Origin of the sequence: Rhabdobacter roseus (assembly GCF_014202275.1) — a bacterium.
Lineage (GTDB): Bacteria > Bacteroidota > Bacteroidia > Cytophagales > Spirosomataceae > Rhabdobacter > Rhabdobacter roseus.
In genome coordinates, this window is record NZ_JACHGF010000009.1 from 148,438 (window position 1) to 168,984 (window position 20,547).

12 protein-coding genes are annotated in these 20,547 nt (G+C 55.7%); all 12 read left to right on the plus strand.

Annotated features, from left to right (window positions below; translation table 11 throughout):
* The first annotated feature begins 8 nt into the window (after window positions 1-8).
* Window positions 9-1,784, plus strand: coding sequence for a RagB/SusD family nutrient uptake outer membrane protein (locus tag HNQ92_RS22190; RefSeq protein WP_184177453.1), 1,776 nt, complete (start codon window positions 9-11; stop codon window positions 1,782-1,784).
* Window positions 1,785-2,000: 216 nt separating this feature from the next.
* Window positions 2,001-3,473 carry a sulfatase family protein gene (locus tag HNQ92_RS22195; protein ID WP_184177455.1) on the plus strand — a complete coding sequence of 491 codons (1,473 nt, stop codon included), beginning with the start codon at window positions 2,001-2,003 and terminating at the stop codon, window positions 3,471-3,473.
* A 175-nt stretch (window positions 3,474-3,648) separates the two neighbouring features.
* Complete coding sequence (locus tag HNQ92_RS22200) at window positions 3,649-4,359, plus strand: RNA polymerase sigma-70 factor (RefSeq protein ID WP_246440634.1); 711 nt, start codon at window positions 3,649-3,651, stop codon at window positions 4,357-4,359.
* A 78-nt stretch (window positions 4,360-4,437) separates the two neighbouring features.
* Complete coding sequence (locus tag HNQ92_RS22205) at window positions 4,438-5,448, plus strand: FecR family protein (RefSeq protein WP_184177457.1); 1,011 nt, start codon at window positions 4,438-4,440, stop codon at window positions 5,446-5,448.
* A 26-nt stretch (window positions 5,449-5,474) separates the two neighbouring features.
* Window positions 5,475-8,870 (plus strand): SusC/RagA family TonB-linked outer membrane protein, encoded by a 3,396-nt coding sequence (locus HNQ92_RS22210; protein ID WP_246440636.1) that lies wholly within the window; start codon window positions 5,475-5,477, stop codon window positions 8,868-8,870.
* Window positions 8,871-8,883: 13 nt separating this feature from the next.
* On the plus strand, window positions 8,884-10,587 hold the full coding sequence (locus HNQ92_RS22215) for a RagB/SusD family nutrient uptake outer membrane protein (protein WP_184177459.1): 1,704 nt from the start codon (window positions 8,884-8,886) through the stop codon (window positions 10,585-10,587).
* A gap of 95 nt (window positions 10,588-10,682) precedes the next feature.
* Window positions 10,683-13,856 (plus strand): FAD-dependent oxidoreductase, encoded by a 3,174-nt coding sequence (locus HNQ92_RS22220; RefSeq protein ID WP_184177461.1) that lies wholly within the window; start codon window positions 10,683-10,685, stop codon window positions 13,854-13,856.
* A gap of 40 nt (window positions 13,857-13,896) precedes the next feature.
* Window positions 13,897-14,970, plus strand: coding sequence for a hypothetical protein (locus tag HNQ92_RS22225; protein WP_184177463.1), 1,074 nt, complete (start codon window positions 13,897-13,899; stop codon window positions 14,968-14,970).
* The gene (locus HNQ92_RS22230; protein ID WP_184177465.1) at window positions 14,945-15,127 is read left to right on the plus strand and encodes a hypothetical protein; all 183 of its coding nucleotides are present in this window, start codon (window positions 14,945-14,947) and stop codon (window positions 15,125-15,127) included. The genes HNQ92_RS22225 and HNQ92_RS22230 overlap by 26 nt, the downstream gene beginning before the upstream one ends.
* A gap of 108 nt (window positions 15,128-15,235) precedes the next feature.
* Entirely contained in the window at window positions 15,236-15,913 is a 678-nt protein-coding gene (locus tag HNQ92_RS22235; protein WP_184177468.1) for an RNA polymerase sigma-70 factor, read from the plus strand.
* A 56-nt stretch (window positions 15,914-15,969) separates the two neighbouring features.
* Entirely contained in the window at window positions 15,970-16,989 is a 1,020-nt protein-coding gene (locus HNQ92_RS22240) for a FecR family protein (protein WP_184177470.1), read from the plus strand.
* 28 nt (window positions 16,990-17,017) lie between these two features.
* Window positions 17,018-20,533, plus strand: coding sequence for a SusC/RagA family TonB-linked outer membrane protein (locus HNQ92_RS22245; RefSeq protein WP_184177472.1), 3,516 nt, complete (start codon window positions 17,018-17,020; stop codon window positions 20,531-20,533).
* Window positions 20,534-20,547: the final 14 nt, after the last annotated feature.

Below are 20,547 nucleotides of genomic sequence, written 5' to 3' on the forward strand. Positions count from 1 at the left end.
ATCTTAAGATGAAAAATAAACTAAGAAAATACGGGTTGCTCTTGTTTGCCATGTTTGTCCTCAATGGCTGCAATGACGATTTTCTGGAACGCTATCCGCTGGATAGAATTACCAACGATACCTTCTGGAACACCGAGAATGACCTCCGCGTGTACAACAACAGCCTCTACGACCTGGCCCGCAACGACGACAACGTGCCCATTCTGCACGGGCACTACCAGGGCTTTGAAAGCCACTGGGGTAGCATGTGGTTTCTGGACGAGCTCGCCGACAACATGGCTCCCAAGCACGCGCGGCACACGTTTTTTCAGCAGGTACGCTCGGGCAAGTACAACGTACCGGCCAACGCCGATTGGTTTGGCTACAAGGGCTGGAACTTCGTGCGGGCCATCAACGTGGGCCTGGCCAACTACAACAAAGCCAACGTAGCCCAGAACATCAAAGACCGCTACATCGGGGAAGCCCGGCTGTTCCGGGGCTGGTTCTACGCCGAGAAGGTAAGCAAGTACGGCGATGTACCCTGGGTAGACCGCGAATTGAACGTGGATTCCGAAGAGCTCTTTGCACCGCGTACCGCCCGGGAAGTAGCCATGAAAAACGTACTGGACGACCTGAACTTCGCCAGCGAAAAACTACCCGATAGCTGGAACGACGGCAACGCGCCGGGCCGCCTCAACCGCTGGTGTGCGCTGCTGGTGAAGTCAAGGGTATGCCTGATCGAAGGTACCTGGCGCAAGTACCACGGCGGCACCGACGCCAACCTGTGGCTGGAAGAAGCCGCCAAAGCCGCCAAGGAACTCATGGACAAAGGCCCCTACTCCCTGCACCGCACCGGCGACGTCAACAACGACTACAACTCCTACCACCGCATCCTTAACCTGGCCGGCAACAAGGAAGTGATGTACTGGCGCAAGTACCAGCTGGGCGTTTTTACCAACCACGTGCAGTCGTACTTTGAGTACGCGGGCGGCGCTACCAAAAGCCTGGTGGAAGACTACCTCTGCACCGACGGGCTGCCCATTTCGATTTCCCCACTTTACAAAGGAGACGGCAAGATTGAGGATGTATTTGAAAACCGTGACCCCCGGCTGCGGCAAACCGTGCTGCACCCCGCCGACGCCGCCAAGTACAAGTACCACCTCGGCGACGGCCGAGCCTACCCCCGCGTAACGGGCATGGCCGGTGGCTACATATCCGAAACGGGCTACCATATCATCAAGCACTACAACGCCGACGACATGATCGGGAAAGCCTTTGATACGGCCGAGTCGCCCGCCATTATCCTGCGCTTTGGCGAAGCCCTCCTCAACTACGCCGAGGCCAAAGCCGAGCTAGGTACCCTCACCCAGGCCGACCTCAACGTGAGTATCAACCTCCTGCGCGACCGCGTGGGCATGCCTCACCTGAACCTCTCGGCCGTGCCGGTAGATCCCCGCTACACCAGTGACGGCGTGTCGCCGCTCATCGTGGAGATCCGCCGGGAGCGCCGGATCGAGCTGTTTATGGAAGGCCAGCGGTACATTGACCTGCGCCGCTGGAAGCAAGGCAAAAAGCTGCTGATCCCCACCATGGGCATGCGCTGGGACGATGCCGCCAAGGCCCGCTACCCCGGTGCCGTGGTGCAGAGCAGCGTGGACCCTGTATCCGGCAAAACGTACATCGACGTGTACAAAGGTACCGACTGGGCCAACCCGGTGTTTAACGAAGCCAAAGATTACCTGTGGCCCATTCCGCTCAATGTTCTGGCCCAAAATCCGGCCATCAAGCAAAATCCGGGCTGGTAGGGTACTTGTAAATATCCGTATTTAAAATAAACCAACAGGGTACTTTGAGAAGCTAAACGCTTTCTCAATGTACCCTGCTTTTATTAGGCTTTCCTGACTATAAAAACAGTTTACTAACTTTATACGGAAAAATCCTGAATGCAGTATGTTCACCCACAAGTACCCTTTTTTACTTCAGGTACCTAGGTACGTATTGGTTTTACTTTTTAATTTTCTATGAAAAAAAGATTTTATTATTTGCTGCTTTTACTGCCAGCCGTGGCGCTCACCGCCTTCTTGGCCCGGCCGGTGGCCATGCCCCAAAAATCCCCTCCCAACATCGTCGTTTTCTTCGTCGACGACATGGGCTATGGCGACCTGAGCTGCTACGGGGCCAGCCAGTACCAAACGCCCCACCTGGACCGCATGGCCAGCGAGGGCATTCGGTTTACCAACTTCCTCTCGGCCCAGGCCGTGTGCAGCGCTTCCCGGGCGGCGCTGCTGACGGGCTGCTATCCCAACCGCATCGGGATCTGGGGGGCGCTCTTCCCCAACGCTACCCGCGCCCTCCACCCCAACGAAACGACCATCGCCGAACTTCTGAAAGGGAAAGGCTACAAGACGGGGATGTTTGGCAAATGGCACCTGGGCGACCAGCCAGGCTACCTGCCGCTGGCGCACGGCTTCGATGAATACGTGGGCCTACCCTACTCCAACGACATGTGGCCCGTCGACTACGACGGCCAGCCCGTGGCCGACTCCGACCGGCGGAAGACGGCCTTTCCCGCCCTGCCCCTGCTCAACGGCAACGATACCATCAAGATCATCAAGACCTTCGACGACCAGGCCGAACTCACCGGCCTCTACACCGAGAAGGCCATCCGCTTCATAAAAAAACACCGGAAAGAGCCCTTCTTCCTGTACATCCCGCACTCGATGCCCCACGTACCCATTGCGGCCTCGCCGCGCTTCAAGGGCAAAAGCCCGCAAGGTACCTACGGCGACGTAATCATGGAGATCGACTGGTCGGTGGGCGAGGTACTTAAGGCCCTTAAAGACAACGGCCTCGACGATAACACCCTGGTGATCTTTACCAGCGACAACGGCCCCTGGCTCAACTACGGCAACCACGCCGGCTCGGCCGGGGGCTTCCGTGAGGGCAAGGGCGTGAGTACCGAAGGCGGCCACCGGGTACCTTGTCTGGTGCGCTGGAAAGGCGTAGCACCCGCGGGTACCGTCTGCAACCGCCTCTCGTCCACCATCGACCTGCTCCCTACCTTCGCGGCTATCACCGGGGCCCCACTACCCGCCCATAAGATCGACGGCATCAATATCCTGCCGCTCCTCAAAGGCGACGCGCAGGCCGTACCGCGCCAGACGTTTCTGTACTACTACCGCAAAAACAACCTCGAGGCCGTTCGGCGCGACAACTGGAAGCTGGTACTTCCGCACCAAGGGCGTAGCTACGAGGGCCAGGTACCCGGCAACGACGGCTATCCCGGCAAAGCCCCTGAAAACCACCCCTACCCGCTGGCGCTCTACGACCTCCGCCGCGACCCCAGCGAGCGCTACGACGTGCAGGCGCTATACCCCGACATCGTGGCCGACCTTCAGAAACTGGCCGAAGCCGCCCGCGAGGATCTGGGCGATGACCTCACCAACCGAACCGGTAAAAACGTGCGCGAAAGCGCCCTGTTAGCGCCGGAGTAGGCCCGCCTGCTTCCAAGGTACCTTCTTCAAGTACCTACCTTCACTGGGTAGGTACTTTTTTATTTTCTATTTATTCCAAAAATAGTCAAAACGGAGTAAGGGGAAAATTTCTGGGAGTTGTCTTGTAAGTAGTACGATTGAATTGTTCAATGAATAAATAGGTCAATTTCAGGCTATGCAAGTACCCCTACCCGCAGATTCTCCCCACGAAAGGCCTGCTTCGGACCGGCATCCACTCAACCCCAGGGTATCGGCGGCCGAGCCTATGGAGAAGAAGGTACCCGTTCATGACTCGGAGCTATTCATTCGAAAGGCGTTTGAAGAAAATCCCCGGCAGGGCTGCGAGCTACTTTTCCGGCGGTATCACAAGGTCTTGTGCAGCCACGCCGTGCGCTTCGTATATTCCAGAGAAATCGCCGAGGACCTGGTCAGTGATGTATTCTGTCGGCTCTGGAAAACCAAGGCCTACGAAGGCATTACGTCTTCCTACCGGTTCTACTTGTTCCGTTGCGTCCGCAACGAGGCCTACAACTACCTGCGGCTGGAATTCCGAAAAACCGAGAGCATGGAAGTAGCCGAGCTGCAGGAGTCGTCGCGCAGCCAGCGGCCCGACCACATCACCCAGTTTGAAGAGGTATTTGCGCAGGTGGAGGTACTTATTGAGTCGCTGCCTCCGCAGTGCCGTAAGATTTTTCTGATGAACCGGTTTGAGGGGAAAAAGTACCAGGAAATTGCCGACGAAACAGGTACCTCCATCAAGACGGTAGAGGTACATATCGGCAAGGCGCTGGCGATCCTGCGTAAAGGGTTGAAAGACCACTGGATCTGGGGCATGGCTCCCTTGCTGACGCTTTTCTATCTACTACCCAAGGTACTTTTTGCTTAAAAGGAATTTTCTTATCTGTACACTAAGGGGGTTTTCCAAAACTTGTGTCTTAGTTAATAACCAGCCTTGATCTTTCGCATGAAAACAGATATATCCAAAGCCTTGATATTCGACCACTTTGCCCGCAAAACCTCCCCGCTGCAACGGAAGCGGATCGAGGAGTGGCTTCAGCTGGAAAGCAACGAGGAGCAGTACTACGCCTGGCTGGAAGAGTGGGAACACGCCCACCTTCAGTACGTGGCTCCCACCGAGGTAGCGCTGGAAAGCTATGCTACCTTTTTGGAAGCCAATCCGTTGCCGCTCCGCACACCAGAGGAGGCTCCGCTGGGGGAGCAAAGCAGAAACCCGGCCCGAATCGGGGGAATGCAGTGGCTGGTGGCGGCCTCCATCCTGCTGGTACTTGGCCTGGGCGGGTGGATCTCGCGGGATACCATCCGGTACAAAACCTACCAAACCGCCTACGGCGAAATCCAGCGCTTCCAACTGGCCGACGGCAGTACCGTGAAGCTCAACACCAACTCATCGCTGCGGGTACCTCGCTGGGGCTTCGGCGACAAAACCCGGGAGGTGTTCCTGACGGGCGAGGCTAACTTCTCCGTCACCCACACGCCCACCAACCAGCGTTTTATTGTCAAAACGCCCAAGGGATTCGACGTAGTGGTGCTGGGTACGGAGTTTACGATGTACGCCCGCAAACATAACTCCAAGGTGGTGCTGAACAAAGGCAAGGTGCAGGTACGCTACCAGGAAGAAAACACGCAGAAAGAAGTCACCATGAAGCCCGGCGACCTGGTGACCTTCGACCGGCAAAACAACGTGCAGCTCCGCACTACACAGCAGGCCCCTAGCTACGCGGCCTGGGAGGAGCAACGCTTTGTGTTTGAAGAAACCTCGCTGGAAGAAGTAGCCTACCTCTTGCAGGAAAACTACGGCCTCCGGGTGGAAATCAAGGGTCAGAACCTCTCCGAGCGGGTCCTGATGGGCTCCTTCCGCGCCAGAAATCTCGATGAACTATTACTAACCATCTCCGAGCTACTGGATATCAGCGTGGTCCGGCAGGAGAATCGTGTTCAAATGGCTGATAAATAATTTCATTTTCTAAAAACCCTTATTGTATGTTTAAACCATTACACAAAGCCCCGCTGCTGGGGTTCATGCTACTGCTTTTGCTTTTGGGAAAGCAACCCGGCTACGCCCAGACCATCGTGATGGCCCGAGCCCTCCCCCAGGAGCAACCCGTCACGAGCAAACCGGCGGCCCTGCAACTCAAGGATGTGCTCAACCAGCTCAAAACCCAATACCAGGTGGATATCCTGTTTGAGCTTAAAACCGTAGAAGGCCTGACGGTACCTTCGACCACCGTGAGCAAAAACCTAAACCTGGAAAGGAATCTGGAAAAAGTATTGACGCCTTTTGGGCTGCGCTACAAAAAAGTAAACAGTAGCTCGTACATGGTATTGGGAGAAAAAAAGGCAAAAAAAACCGCCGAAGCCGACCTTTCACCCGGTAGAAGTACCTCCAAAACGGATCGTAGTCCGACGGGGTACCTTGAGCAATCAGAAATTGGGGAAGTCTCTCCTCCTGGCTCTACCTCTATCTCTACTCGCACAGCCGACCGTACCCTGCGAGGAAAAGTAACCGACGAAACCGGCGCGGGCCTGCCCGGCGTGAGCGTAGTCCAGAAAGGGACCCAGCGCGGCACCACCACCGACGCCGAAGGCGACTTCCAGCTCACGGTCCCGGACGGGGCGGCGGTCCTGGTCTTCTCGTTTGTGGGGTACCTCTCGCAGGAAATAGAAGTACTTAACCAAACGACCCTAACGGTTTCCCTAAAAGGCGACACCAAATCGCTTGAGGAAGTGGTAGTGGTGGGGTACGGGACAGCAAGGAAGAAAGATCTGACCGGGGCCGTTGCGAGTGTCAACATCGAAGACACCAGGCTCCAACCGAATACGAATGCTACCCAAATGCTAAGGGGGACAACCGCAGGGGTACAGGTGACCGACAACGGAAGGCCAGGCCAGAATGGGTCCATTAATATCAGGGGAATTAATTCAATATCTGCCAGTAATTCTCCCCTGATCGTGTTGGATGGGATCATCTACGCGGGAGGTAGTTTAGCGGATATCAACCCCAATGACATTGAGTCCATCGATGTATTAAAAGACGCCAGTTCAACGGCCATCTATGGCTCCCTGGCGGCCAACGGCGTGATCGAAATCACAACCAAAAAGGGGAAGTTGGGCAAGCCGAAATTTGCGCTCAATACCTACATGGGCTTTTCGGACTATGCCTTTTTACCCGACTTACTGACTCCCGAGCAGTACCTGGCCGCCCGGAAAGACGCCGAAATAGCGGATGGTGGGCCCGTTCCGTTTTGGCCCAGTGAACTGGCAAATATTGCTGCTAATCGTACGATAAACCCGTTTGAGGAAATCAGGCAGAGCGCGCCGATGTCCAATTATGAACTGAGTGTGGCAGGCAAAACCGATCGTCTGAATTACTTTTTCTCCGGAGCCTACACCACTGCGAAATCACCCGTACGTGGGGATAACTTCGGCCGGATATCCAGTCGGCTGAATCTTAGCGTACAGGCAACGGATTGGTTGAAACTGGGCGTCAACAGTGGTTTTTCATCAAGGGATGATTCGGGTAATCGGGTCGATCTGGGAGCTGTAACGCAATTGAGTCCCTTCGCTCAGTTGTACCTGGAAGATGGGGTGTCGCCCAAGCCGCTCCCCATGGATATCGGAGGAGTGCCCAGTCCGATCATGTCCAATGTATTGAACAAAAGGCACTCGATTACGAATGTTCTTTTCACCAATATATTTGCCGAGATGGTCATCTGGAAAGGACTCTCATACAAGATTAATGGCGGATATACCCGGACGGATTCCAAGCTCTTTCAGTACGCGCCTGCCTACAAGCCGGTGAACCGACTGGGTTCCGGCTCGAAAAGGCACGGGGAAAATCAGAATTTCACCCTGGAAAACATCGTCAAGTACCAACAGAATATCGGACAGGATCATCGCCTGGACCTGACGATGCTCTACGGTTTGTATGACTTTAAGAATCAGTTTTCACAACTTTCCAGTCAGAACATTTTCAACGATGCCCTGGGATACAATGCGCTGGAGATTGGAGACAACTTTAATATTGATGCAGGTGCCGCTGAAAATAAGCAAATCTCAAGCATGGCGAGGCTGGGGTATACTTTAAAGGGAAAGTATTTTGTGACCCTGAGCATACGCCGCGATGGATATTCGGCCTTCGGAGCCGGGAATAAGTTTGGCGTGTTTCCCGCGGCGGCATTGAGCTGGAACATGAGTGACGAGGATTTCTTTAAGGAGATCCGACAGATTAACTTCATGAAACTGCGGGCTTCCTGGGGTAGGAATGGAAACCGGGGCGTAGAAGAGTATTCCTCTTTAAGCCAGGTTACTCAGGGGAACTACGTTTTCGGCGACGGAAGTCCGACCTCGGTTGGGCTAAGCCCAAGCACACTGGCCAACCCGAACCTGGGCTGGGAGACCACCGAAAGCTTTAATATTGGTACCGATATAGAGGCGTTTTCCAGTCGCATCGGAGCATCGATCAACTTCTACCAGAGCAATACCTTTGATCTTCTGCTGCAACAGATCATTCCCAATACCAATGGTTTTGAAAGATTCCTACGCAACATTGGTGAAACGAAAAACCATGGTCTTGAGATAGATCTGAAAACGGTAAATATCCGTAGAGGTGATTTCGAATGGAATACCAGGGTTGCGTTTTCATTCAATCGAAACAAAATTGTGAAGCTTACCGGCAGGGATTTGAATAATGACGGGATAGAAGATGACGATATCGCCAGCCGATGGTTCATTGGGCATCCTTTGGGATCCAATTTTGATTATGTTTTCGACGGAATATTTCAGGAAGGAGATGACCTGAGCCTGATACCCGGAGCGCAACCTGGTGACATCAAATTCAAAGACATAAGCGGCCCCGATGGCGTACCCGATGGCAAAATATCTCCGGACGACCGGACGGTTGTCAGCAATGACCAAGCAAATTTCAATATGGGGATTACCAACATACTCACCTTCAAAGGATTCAGCTTAACGATTGCCCTGAACTCGAGACAGGGTGGATATAGCCCCGTTTCGATGCTGAATCCAGGTAGTAATTTTTACGATCAGATGAACTTTTTGGATGTTCCCTACTGGACGCCTGAAAATCCGATCAATGACTACGCCCGGATTAATTACCGGAATCCCCTCGGTTACGGATTTTATCAAAGCAGAAGTTTCGTGCGACTTCAGGATGTATCCTTTGCTTACAGCATCCCCGAGACTATTACAAGAAGAGCACGGTTGGGTAGCGTACAGATCTATGTGAGTGGTAAAAACCTGGCCACCTGGACCAAATGGATGGGCTGGGATCCTGAGTTTGGAGAGGGGGGAAGGTCGCCGAGAACCAATGGACCCTTGCTCAAAACCTACGTGGCCGGTCTCAATATTTCATTCTAATACTTCAAAAAAAATGAAAAACATATTCAACCGTAGTTTATTGATACTTTCCCTTTTATTCATTGGGTCGGCATGTAGTGAGTCGTACCTTGATGAAGTGCCTCTGGATCGGTTTAGTCCGGAAAACCTGCTGACCAGTGCGGCCGGTTACGATGCCGTGGTCGTTTCCCTGTATGAGGGAGCCCGTCGGGAACACATCATCGCCTCCAACAATTTCGAATACATGACCGTGGGCACCGACCAGACCCAGTGGGGAAGGAACGATGCCCGTGGTAACAAGGATTATCGTCTGCTCAATTCCAGCCTGGACGCGACCATCATTTACTGGGACTGGGCGTTTAAAGAAATGATCGTAAAAGCCAACCTGATTCTCGAAAATATCGATAGTCCTGCGCTGGAGATCTCAGAGGCGGAAAGGAATAATATCAAGGGACAGGCTTTATTTTTCAGAGGGTATACCTATAATTTTTTAGCCAATATTTATGGCGGCGTACCGCTGGTAAAGGAGCGGATCACGGTACCTAAGTTTGATTTTGTGCGTGATAGCCGGGCCGACGTGCTGGCCTTCGCCGCGGGGGATCTGGAGATGGCGAGCCAACTGTTGCCAACCCAGGTACCCGATGGCAGAATTCCCAGGGCTGCGGCTTTTCATTTATTGAGCGAGGTTTACATTTCGCTTGGTATGGAGAAGAAAGACCCCAGCTTTTATGACAAATCCATTGCCGCCGCCACGAAGGTGATCAGCAAGGAAGCGGGTGACTACCAGATCATGACTGCACGCTTTGGACCGGCAGCTTCAAGACCCGGCGATGTATTTTCTGATATTTTTGCCGAAGGGCAGATCAACTGGTCACAGGGAAATAAGGAAGTAATGTGGGCGTGGCAGTTCGAAAACTTTACCATCGGCGGTAGCTTTTCGGCCTCATCGGCCAACAATAGCATCCGGTACTGGGGTCCTGAGTATGACCGGACCCAGTCTCCCAATGGTAGGCTTAACCTGCCTTCGGATAGCTTGGGAAGAGGGATCGGGGTAAATTCACCCACCAACTACCTGAAATATGATATTTGGAAGATTGATCCAAACGATATGCGCAACTCTCAATACAACATTCAACGGGTATTTTATTATAACAACCCGGCTGATCCGGAATATTTTAGGAAGCCCATTATAGCCAGAAAAGCCGCTAATGGTAAACTGTATACGGTTAGAAATGACGGAACCCTCACCAATTTTGAACTGGACACGCTGCGCATGTACTATCCGTATTACAGAAAAGTCGAAGGTACTCCAGTCGGCAATAATGTTCTAAGCGGAAACAGTGTTAAAGATTTCAGCCGGATGCGCGTGGCCGAAACCTATTTGTATCGCGCCGAAGCCTATTTAAGAAAAGGAGATCTGGCCAAAGCGGCCGATGACATCAACGTAGTGAGAAGCCGGGCCAAGGCGAAATTAATTACGAGTGCAGAGGTTACGGAGGACTTTATACTCGACGAGCGTTCGAGAGAGCTGGTTGTAGAAGAGCCCCGGTTAAGAACGCTCATCCGGATGGGAAGACTTGTGGATCGGGTAAAGAAATATAACTCGTTGCCTTCTGTACCCAACGGACCTTCTTCGGGCGGTACGATCCAGGATTTCAACAGATTCTGGCCGATACCTCAAAAAGTCATAGACGCCAACACGGGGGCGAAATTCGAGCAGAATCCTGGCTATTTATAAAAGGAACAATCTTCAATCGATTGCTTTCTGCCAAGGGTAGTTTGAGCACGCAAAGTCATTTTAATTAGTAAGTAGTTACTCTATCCAACATTCCCATGAACCGAAGAGAATTCCTAAACCTCAGTATACCCGCCACCGGAGCCGTGTTGGCCGCCTCGGGCTTCATCAGCCCGCAGGCACTGCGCGACATCAACCGGCAGTTTTCGGGCCCAAGTACTTTCGACACCTACGACCTCATCATCAACGGCGCGGGCCTGGCGGGGTACTTTGCGGCCCTCGAGGGCGTGCGCCAGGGCAAAAAGGTACTTATCGTTGATAAACGCACCAGCCCCGGCTACGACCTGGCCGGTAAAGGAAAACTGTGGTTGGGCCTCGGAAAGCAGGGCGAAGGCGTGGCCAAACTACCCGCCGGACTGGCGGAGGTACTTCTACCCGCCGAGGAAAAAACCGAGCTGCAAAACGCCAGAGGCAGCGGCTACGGGGCCAGCCAGTTTGGTGACGAGGTACTTCTCTTTTCGGGTAGTGTGCGCAAAGGATTGCTCCGCAACCTACTTACCAACCAAGTAGATGTGCTGCTCATGACGGATGTCTGCGGACTCCTTACCGACAGCGACAGCGTGCAGGGCGTACTGGTGGCTTGTAAGCACGGCTTGTACAGCATCAAGGGCCGCAGCTTCATCGACGCCTCCGATAACCTGCTGTTTAGTCGGCAGCTCCTGGGCGCGCCCTACCAGATCGCGCGGGCGGGGTTTGTACTGGAAGTCATGAAGGCCGACAACCCGCAGCAGCGGGAGGTAAAGGTGGGCCAGGACTTCGGGCTGCACCAGAACCGCCTCTTGTTCCATCCGGGCAAGCGCTCGGCTGACCAGCTGTTCATGGAGTTTGAATTCCCGGTTCCGTCTCAGAATCTGGACGAGATCGAGCACCAAGCCAAACTGATTTCGGCCCGGCTGGGTCGGGAGCTCAAAAAGGTGGATCGTAGCCTGGCCAAAGCCCAGATCAACCAGTTTGCGCTGGAAACGTCGCTGTACTTGGCCGACGAATCTTTGCCCCAAACGAAGCTGAAAGGACATTACCTACTGCCCGGCGTTACAAGTACCCTTACGCCCGACGCCCTCCAACAACTGGAAGCAGCGGCCAAGGCACTGGTGGGTAAGCTCCAATACACCAAAAGTACCAAGCCCAAAACCTTACTCACCATCGGTGCCAGCATCCCGGTCAGTAGTCTGAAGCTTTCGGGCCTCGACGAGCCGGGACTCACGGTTCCGCTCCAGCGGGTACTTTTCGACTTTGAGAAGCTAGTTAAGGCCAAGGAGCAATGCCAGGTACTGGTGGCCGGTGGCGGTACGGCCGGGGCCATGGCGGCCCTGGGCGCGGCCGAAAAAGGAGCCAATACCATCGTGGTGGATTATTTCAATAACCTGGGCGGCACCAAAACCATGGGCGGCGTGATGGGCTACTACCACGGCGTGAAGGACAACCTGTTTTTCAAAAAGCACAACGACGAGGCCGAACGCGTGGCGTTTGAAGCCAACATGAACAAGAAGATCGGCCGGAAGCTCTACCACCTCCAGAGCTTGCGCGAGGCGGGCGGGCAGTTTCGGGCGGGGGCCATTCTGTGCGGCGCGCTCGTGGATGGCAACCGCGTCAACGGCGTGCTGATCTGTCGCCACGGGCAGCTGGAGCTCATCCAGAGCCACGTGACCATCGATGCCACCGGCGACGGCGACGTGGCGGCCTTTGCCGGGGCGGAGTACAGCATCGGAAGTACCCGCCTGGGCGACACCCAGAACTACAGCCAGTGGGACGTGGGTGCGCCGGGCAAACTACCCTCCGCCACCAACCGCGACTACGACATCATCGACATCACCAAGATCACCGAGCTGCAGCGGGGCCTGTTCCTCTCGCACTACGAAGCCCACCACTACGACTTCCACCCGTTCCTGACCGTGCGGGAGTCGCGGCGGGTGGAAGGGATGCACGTGCTGGACCTGATCGACTGCGCCGAAGGTACCCACTTCACCGATGTGATTGCCCTGGCCAGCAGCGACTTCGACCCGCACAACATCGGTAGTTCGGAGTATACCAAGTGTGGCTTTCTGTTGCCCCACTCCAACGACATCACCGTGGAGGTACCTTACCGCTGCCTGGTACCCAAGCGCCTCGACGGCCTGCTGCTCTCCGGCCGCGGCTACAGCCAAACCCACAACGCCCTGCAGTTTACGCGCATGACCGCCGACCTGATCGTGCTGGGGTACCTGACCGGCCAGATCGCCGCCGACCTGGCCTGGACCAAAACCGAACCCCGCCGGTACGACTTATCTCGCCTGCAAAAAGAATGGGTGGCGCAGGGGTACTTGCCCGCCAGCTACGCCAACAAGAAGGCGGGTGATCTGCGCAGTGACGCTACCGAAATCCGGCGTCGGGTGAACCAGCTGGCCCAGGGTGCGCAAGAGTACCTCTACGAGTGCAGCCGCATTCCGAAAGAAAAAGCCCTGCCGGTATTGACCGAGGTATTTGAAAAAACCACCCAACCCGTTGGGAAGCTGCTGCTGGCTAAATCCCTGGCCTGGTTTGGCGACGCGCGCGGCGTGACGCTCATCGAGGACGAGCTGCGCAAACTTTTTGCCGAAGAGCAAGCCGAAGGCTACCCCGGTGGCTACATCGACGACTACGACTCGATCCGGGGCCGGGAGAAAAACCAGCTGGAGGGCCATTTCTGGCGCATCAACCAGAACATCGCGCTGCTGGCCATGGCGGGTAGCGCCCAGCCCAACGCTACCATCCGGCACATCATCGAGCATACGGCCTCGGGCGGCGGGTTTGTCGAGCGCACCAACGACTACTACAACGGCCGCATCGACCTCAAGTTTGTACCCTTCTACAACCGCATCCTCAACCTTTGCTTCTACGCCGAGCGGGTACCTGATGCCGCTTTTATCCCGGCCTTTGAAAAGCTCCTGACCGACCAAAACATCCAAGGCTACCGCACCCAGGACTACGACCAGGTACGCTGGCGGGTCTACGGGGCCAATCTGGAGCTGGCTCTGGCGGCGGCTATGGCGCGCTGCGGCTCCAAAACGGGCTACGCCATGCTGGCCGACTACCTCAACGATATTCATTATACGTTCAAACAGTTTGCTTCGGCCGAGCTACGTACCCTGACCCAGGCCAACCACGGCTACGACGCCGAGGCCTGGAAAAAGCACGTGGCCAAACTACCCTACCCGCGTCCGGCCCAGAAGCTCGTCAAGGCGGTGGAGGTTTAATTTTATAGAATAAAGAAAGTACCCTAAGCGGGTTTGCACCATGTACTCCCATTTTCTGCGGCTATTGATCGGGCTTGTCAGTACGCTTCTTTTGCGTACTGACCCCGTTTTTTTTCGGAGTAATGCCCTGCAAAACCTCTCGCTCACGCCGCTGCCCGGCGAGTACTTCATCCGGGACGACGAAAACGAGCAGGTACCCGTGGTAGCCCTCAAAGACGCTCAGGGAATACTGTACTGGTACCGGCGCGTCGACACCGAGGTATGCCTCACCGGCGAGTGCAAGCGCGTGGACGTGGGCCTATACTGGTACTGCACCGGCGATTTCCTGGGCCTGGAAGTCTACCGCGAACACCTCACCAAAACCGACCACAGCAACTTTGGCCCGCAAGACTACGACAAGCTCATCGCCGTGCTGAGCAACGACTGGTCCAGCCTGCGGGAGTACGCCCTGGCCGACCTTACCGACGAAAAACCCGCGGGCGTGGACGGCGTCTCGGGCGCGACCAAAAAGGAAATTGCGGCTGAGGCCGTCGTCGACGCCGTGTATACCACCCATACGCTCTGGCACCTGGTACACGTGGGCGAAAAGGAGCAGCTCGTGCCGCTCACCATCAAGTACCTCAACGAGTCGGACTTAGTGGATAAATTAATTCAAAGTAACCAAAAAAAGTACCGTTCTTTCTTACTGGATGCCAGCCGACAAAGTACCCTCCAGCCAACCCGCCCTCTCCAGGCGCTGATCCTGGAAGGCCTCACCATCCGCGACGACCCTTCCTACCGCCACGCGGCCCTGAAAGCCCTGGCCGCCACTGACCTCAGCGACGCCTGGTTGCAGGCGCAGCTCGCGCCGATTTACCAAGCGGCCGTGATTAACGAAAAAATAGAGATCCTTCCCGCCCTGAAAACCATTCAGCGCTTCGAGCCCGCGCTGTACAGCGCCCTGGCCCACGACCTCGACCCGCAACAGGAGTGGCTGGCCGTGAAGATCCTCCAGGTACTTCAGGCCGCGCCTACCCAGTCCGACCAGGTACTTCAGACGGCTCGTCAGCTACAAAAGAGCCAAAGTACCTTCGTCCGGAAGGCGGCGGATGATTTCTTCTCCGAACAAAAATAACCAGGGTACTTTTCCCATTCCGGCGTCTTCTCATCGGCCACTTTATGCGCCCAGCAGGTACTTTACCCAGGTACTTGCGGCTTTCCTTTGCGCCCACCCAAGTACCCTTCAAGTACCTGCCCAGCTCCTTACGGCGCACCGCGCCGATTTTTCATGAATTTTCTGAAAATAATTACAAAGACACTACGTAGGTGCTGCCTGAAAATTGTCTGGTGAATATAAGGGTTGAATAGTTTCAAGATCAAGTATTCCAAATCGAAGCAGGATGATAAGTACAAAGCCGTCGGATACTCCAGGTGCCCCCCTCCCGCCCCAGGTACTTCGGGCCCAAAAGCCCGGAACCGAGCCCCAGCAAGCCCAAAGTACCTCCGAAACGGACCCCGAATTTTTTATAAGAAAAACCTTTGAAGCCGACGCCCAAAAAGGCTGCGAGCTCCTCTTCCGGCTGTACTACCGGGCTATGTGTACCCACGCCGTGCGCTTTGTGTACTCGCGGGAAGTGGCCGAAGACCTGGTGAGCGACCTTTTCTATACGTTCTGGAATACGCAGGCCTACCTCGGCGTACATACTTCCTACCGCGCCTACCTCTTTCGCTCGGTCCGCAACCGAGCGTACAACTACCTCGCCAACGACTTAAAAAAGGCTGACCCTCTGGAGTTTGCGCACCAGCAGGAGGGCTCACTTACCGACTCGCCCGAGCAGATGATGGGCCTGGAAGAGCTCTACCACAAAATCGACGAGCTGGTGGCAACCCTGCCGCCGCAATGCCGAAAGGTTTTTTTGATGAATCGGTTTGAGGGCCGCAAGTGCAAGGACATCGCCCTGGAGCTACAGCTCTCCCCGCGCACGGTAGAGACCCACGTCCAGAAAGCGCTCAATGTGCTTAAACTGGGGCTTAAAGACCAATGGCTCTGGCTATTACTGATCCTTTTCTCTCTCTAAGTACCCCCGCCCGGTATACCGCTGTTTTGTCTAATCAAGAACAACCCCTTACCCGCATGGAACCAAGCGTCACCAAGCATATGCTTTTCAACCATTTCTCAGGCCAAAGTACCCCGATGCAAAAAAGGCTCATCGAAGAATGGCTACGGAATGAAACCAACCAGGAGCACTTTTACCAATGGCTGGTCGAGTGGGAGCAGCAGTACCCGCAGTACCTGCCCGAGCTGGATGAGCCGGTGGAGAAGTACGTGGAGTACATGCAGAGGGGGCAGTCCGGCACTTCCACCCCGGCCACCGAGCCGGAAGTGCCAGAGCTCCGGCGGAGCTGGTTACCCTGGTTAGTAGCGGCCTCCATCGTTGTTTTCGTGGGAATTTTTGGCTGGCATAACCAAGCCAAGCTCCTCTACCAAACCTACGAAACCGCCTACGGCGAAACCCGGAGCTTCCAGCTCACGGACGGCAGCCGGGTCACACTGAACGCCAACTCCTCGCTGCGCGTACCCCGTTTCGGCTTCGGCAAAAGTACCCGGGAGGTAGTGCTGGACGGCGAAGCGGAGTTCTCAGTAACTCATACAGCTGATAACCAAAAGTTTATTGTCAAAACCAACAAGCAGTTCGACGTGGTGGTGCTGGGTACGGAGTTTACGGTATTTGCCCGTCCGCGCGGAGCCAAGGTTGTTTTAAACAAAGGAAAAGTACAACTGCGCTACCAGGAAGGCCCCACCAGCAAGGAGGTGATGATGAAACCCGGCGACCTGGTGACGATCGACGAGCGTCACCAACTCAAACAGGAAGTGACCGAGCAGCCCCAAAAGCACTCGGCCTGGAAAGAGCACCGCTTCGAGTTTGACGACACCAGCCTGCAGGAATTCACCCAGGTACTTTACGAGAACTACGGCCTGCGCGTACGCATCGAAGACGAAACCCTGGCGCGCCGCACCCTGGTGGGTTCCTTCCGGGCCGACAACGCCCAGGAGCTGCTCACCATTGTGTCAGAATTATTCAACTTAAAGGTAGTACCCGACGGCGCTCCGGGCGGAGATTCCCTGCTTCTCAAAACCCATTCATCGCTTTAATTCCTAAACCTACTTTTTTTATTTCTCTATGAAAAAAACCTTACTTAAAACTTCGGTCCTGGTATTGTCGGGCTTGGGGCTGGCCCTGATGGCCCCGCCCTGCTGGTCGCAGACCTACGCCATGGTGCAGCGGCAGCAGGAAAAGGCCAAAGCTGCAACCGCCCCGCAGCAGCTCCGGGATGTGCTCAAGACCCTGAAAAACCGCTACGGCGTCGACATTCTTTTTGAGGGTGGCTCCGTGGAGCGCATCACCGTAGCCCCCGAGCAGCTGGATTTTAGCGAGAAGCTGGAAAAAAATCTGGACCGGGTACTTCAGGCCACGGGCTTGGAGTATAAAAAAGTAAAAAACGGTACCTACCTGATCGTTGAGAGCCAGCCAGCCAAGAAAATTTCCAGCATTGACACCCAACCGCTGAGCAACCGCCCGGCCGACGACTTTGCCCGGCAGGAAGCCGAAAAAAGCCACTCGCTGGGTAATTTGCTCCGGAGGGAGTCGCCGCAACCCGTGCTGGAACAAACCGTCAAGGGCCGGATCACGGATGAAGCCGGAGCAAGCCTGCCGGGTGTGAGCGTGGTGGTGAAAGGTACCCAGCGCGGCACCACCTCCAACGCCGATGGGGAGTTTGAGTTGAGCGTTCCCGGCTCGAGCTCGGTACTTGTGTTTAGTTTTGTGGGCTACCAAAGCAAAGAGATGACCGTGGGTAGCCAAACAACCCTGGCTATTTCGCTGCTCCCCAGCGACAACGCCCTGGAAGAGGTCGTGGTGGTAGGCTACGGCTCGGTGCGGAAAAGCGACCTCACCGGCTCGGTGGCGCAGCTCAAAATGGACGGCACCAACGAGCTACCCGTTACGTCCGTAGAGCAAATGCTGCAAGGACGGGTATCAGGCGTGCAGATCACGCAGAACACCGGCGCGCCCGGCGGGGGGATTTCCTTTCTGGTACGGGGTGCTAACTCCGTCACGGGCTCCAACGAGCCGTTGGTGGTGATTGACGGGTACCCCGTCGAAAGTGGCTCGACCCGGCCTAACCTGGGCAACCGGGACGGGTTTTCGGATACGCCCGGCAACAACGCCCTGGCCAACCTCAACCCCAACGACATCGAGTCGGTGGAGATCCTGAAGGACGCCTCGGCCACGGCCATTTACGGCTCACGCGGTGCCAACGGCGTGGTACTGATCACGACCAAGCGCGGCCAAGCCGGCAAGGAGCGCATTGAGTACAACTTCCGCTACGACCTGTCGCAGCTCCCCCGCAAGATCGGCGTCCTGAATACCGAAGACTACATGGCCTACTCCAACGAGGCCTACCTCAACAGCGGCCGCGACTCGGTCTTCAACTACCTGGCGCTGGCCAACAGCCGCGGCGATAACTTCAACTGGCAGGATGTCATTTACCGTACTTCCAAAACCCAGATGCACCAGGTGTCGGTGTCGGGCGGGGACGAGCGGCTGCGGTACATGATTGCGGCCAACTACCTGTCGCAGGAAGGCATTATCACCAATTCGGGCTTCAACCGCGGAACGGTCCGGGCCAACCTGGACCGCCAGGTCAACAAACGCCTAAAAGTAGGGCTCAACTTCAACGGGGCCATGAGCAAAACAACCTCCGTGCCGCAGTCGACCAGCAACGGAAATATCTCCGGCTCGGTGGTAGCAGGGGCGATTTTTAGCCGTCCGCTCGACAAGCCCTACACCGACGACGAAGAGCTGGACCTGGCGCTGATCGGCAACCCGGCTACGCTCATTACGCTCTCGGAAGACGACAACCGCGACCGCACCGTGCTGCTCAACCTGTACGCCGAATACGAAATCGCGGATGGGCTCAAATTCCGGCTCAACACGGGAGTCAACGACCGCCAGACCCTGCGCCAAACCTACTCCCCGCGGGGTACTTACTACGGTACTCAAAACGGTGGCCAGGCCTACCAGGGCGTGTCGGGCGCTTTTAATTACCTGACCGAGTACACCCTAAGCTACAACAAAGACATCACCGACCGCCACCGCGTCAACGCCGTGGGGGGCTTTACCTGGCAGGAGTGGACCGCTCGCGGGCTGGGGATCACGGTGCGGCAGTTCCCCAACGATAACCTCACCTACCACGACCTCCAGAGCGGCAACACCATCGAAAAACCCGCTACCAACACCCAGCAGTGGGCGCTGGCCTCGTGGCTGGGCCGGGTTAACTACAGCTTCGACAACAAGTACCTGGTCACCTTCACCGGCCGGACCGACGGCTCGACGCGCCTGGCTCCCGGTAGCAAGTGGAGCTTCTTCCCTTCTGTAGCGGTGGGCTGGAATATCCACAACGAAAACTTCATGAAGGGGCTGACCCAGATCTCGGAGTTCAAGATTCGGGCCAGCTACGGGATGTCCGGCAACCAATCCATTGGGGTAGGTTCTACCAACGCCCGTCTCAACACGGTTTCGGCCGTGGCCGATCAAAGCATCGTGGTAGGCTATACGCAGGCCAGCATGGCCAACAACAGCCTGGGCTGGGAGCGTACTGCCCAATCCAACCTCGGGGCCGACATCTCCCTTTTTGATCACCGCCTCCGGCTGGGTTTTGATTACTACAAAAAACGCACGACCGACCTGCTGCTGAACCTGCAGATCCCGCCTTCGACGGGCTTCACGACCTACGCCACCAACGTGGGTGAGATCGAAAACAAAGGTTTGGAGTTTGAGCTGGAGGGACGCATCTTCCGCGGTCTGTTCCGCTGGGACGCATCCGGTAATATTTCCTTCAACCGCAACAAGGTCATTCACCTGGGCGAACTACCCCGCATGACGGGCTCTACCTTTGGCGTTAATAACCTGTCGCAGCCGCTGCACATTGCCCTGCCCGGCTACCCCATCGGTTCCTACTTTGGCTACCGGATCATCGGCGTGTACCAAACCCAGGAGGAGATCACCGCGGGCCCTTCGGATCCGGCTCGTCCTACCCCCGGCGACTACAAGTACGCCGACCTGGGCGGCCCCAACGGGGTACCTGACGGACAGATTACGGCCGACGACCGCACCGTCATCGGGAATCCTTATCCCGACTACATCTTTGGGTTAACCAACAATTTCTCCTGGAAAAACCTGACGCTCTCGGTACTATTCCAGGGTAGTGTGGGGCAGGACATCATCAACCTCAACCGCCACCAGCTCGACGCCATGAATCGGGTATCGTCCAACAACGTGCGGCAGGAAGCCTGGGACAACCGCTGGACCGGCCCCGGCACCAGCAATACCTACGCCAAGCCCACCACCTTCGGGTACCCCTTCCAGGGCCGTTTCACCGATTTTATCGTGGAGGACGGCTCGTTCGTTCGGTTGAAAAACATCACCATTGGCTACAACATTCCGGTGCAGAAGCTCAAGTTCGTCCGCTCGTTCCGGGTGTTTGCCACGGGTACCAACCTGCTCACGTTCACCAACTACAAAGGCTACGACCCCGAGATCAGTGGCAAGGGTGGCAACGCCATGACCCCTGGCGTAGATTACGGCAGCATTCCCCAAATGAAAGTGTACTCTGCCGGCTTTAACGTAGGATTTTAAGTCACGAAAAAGAA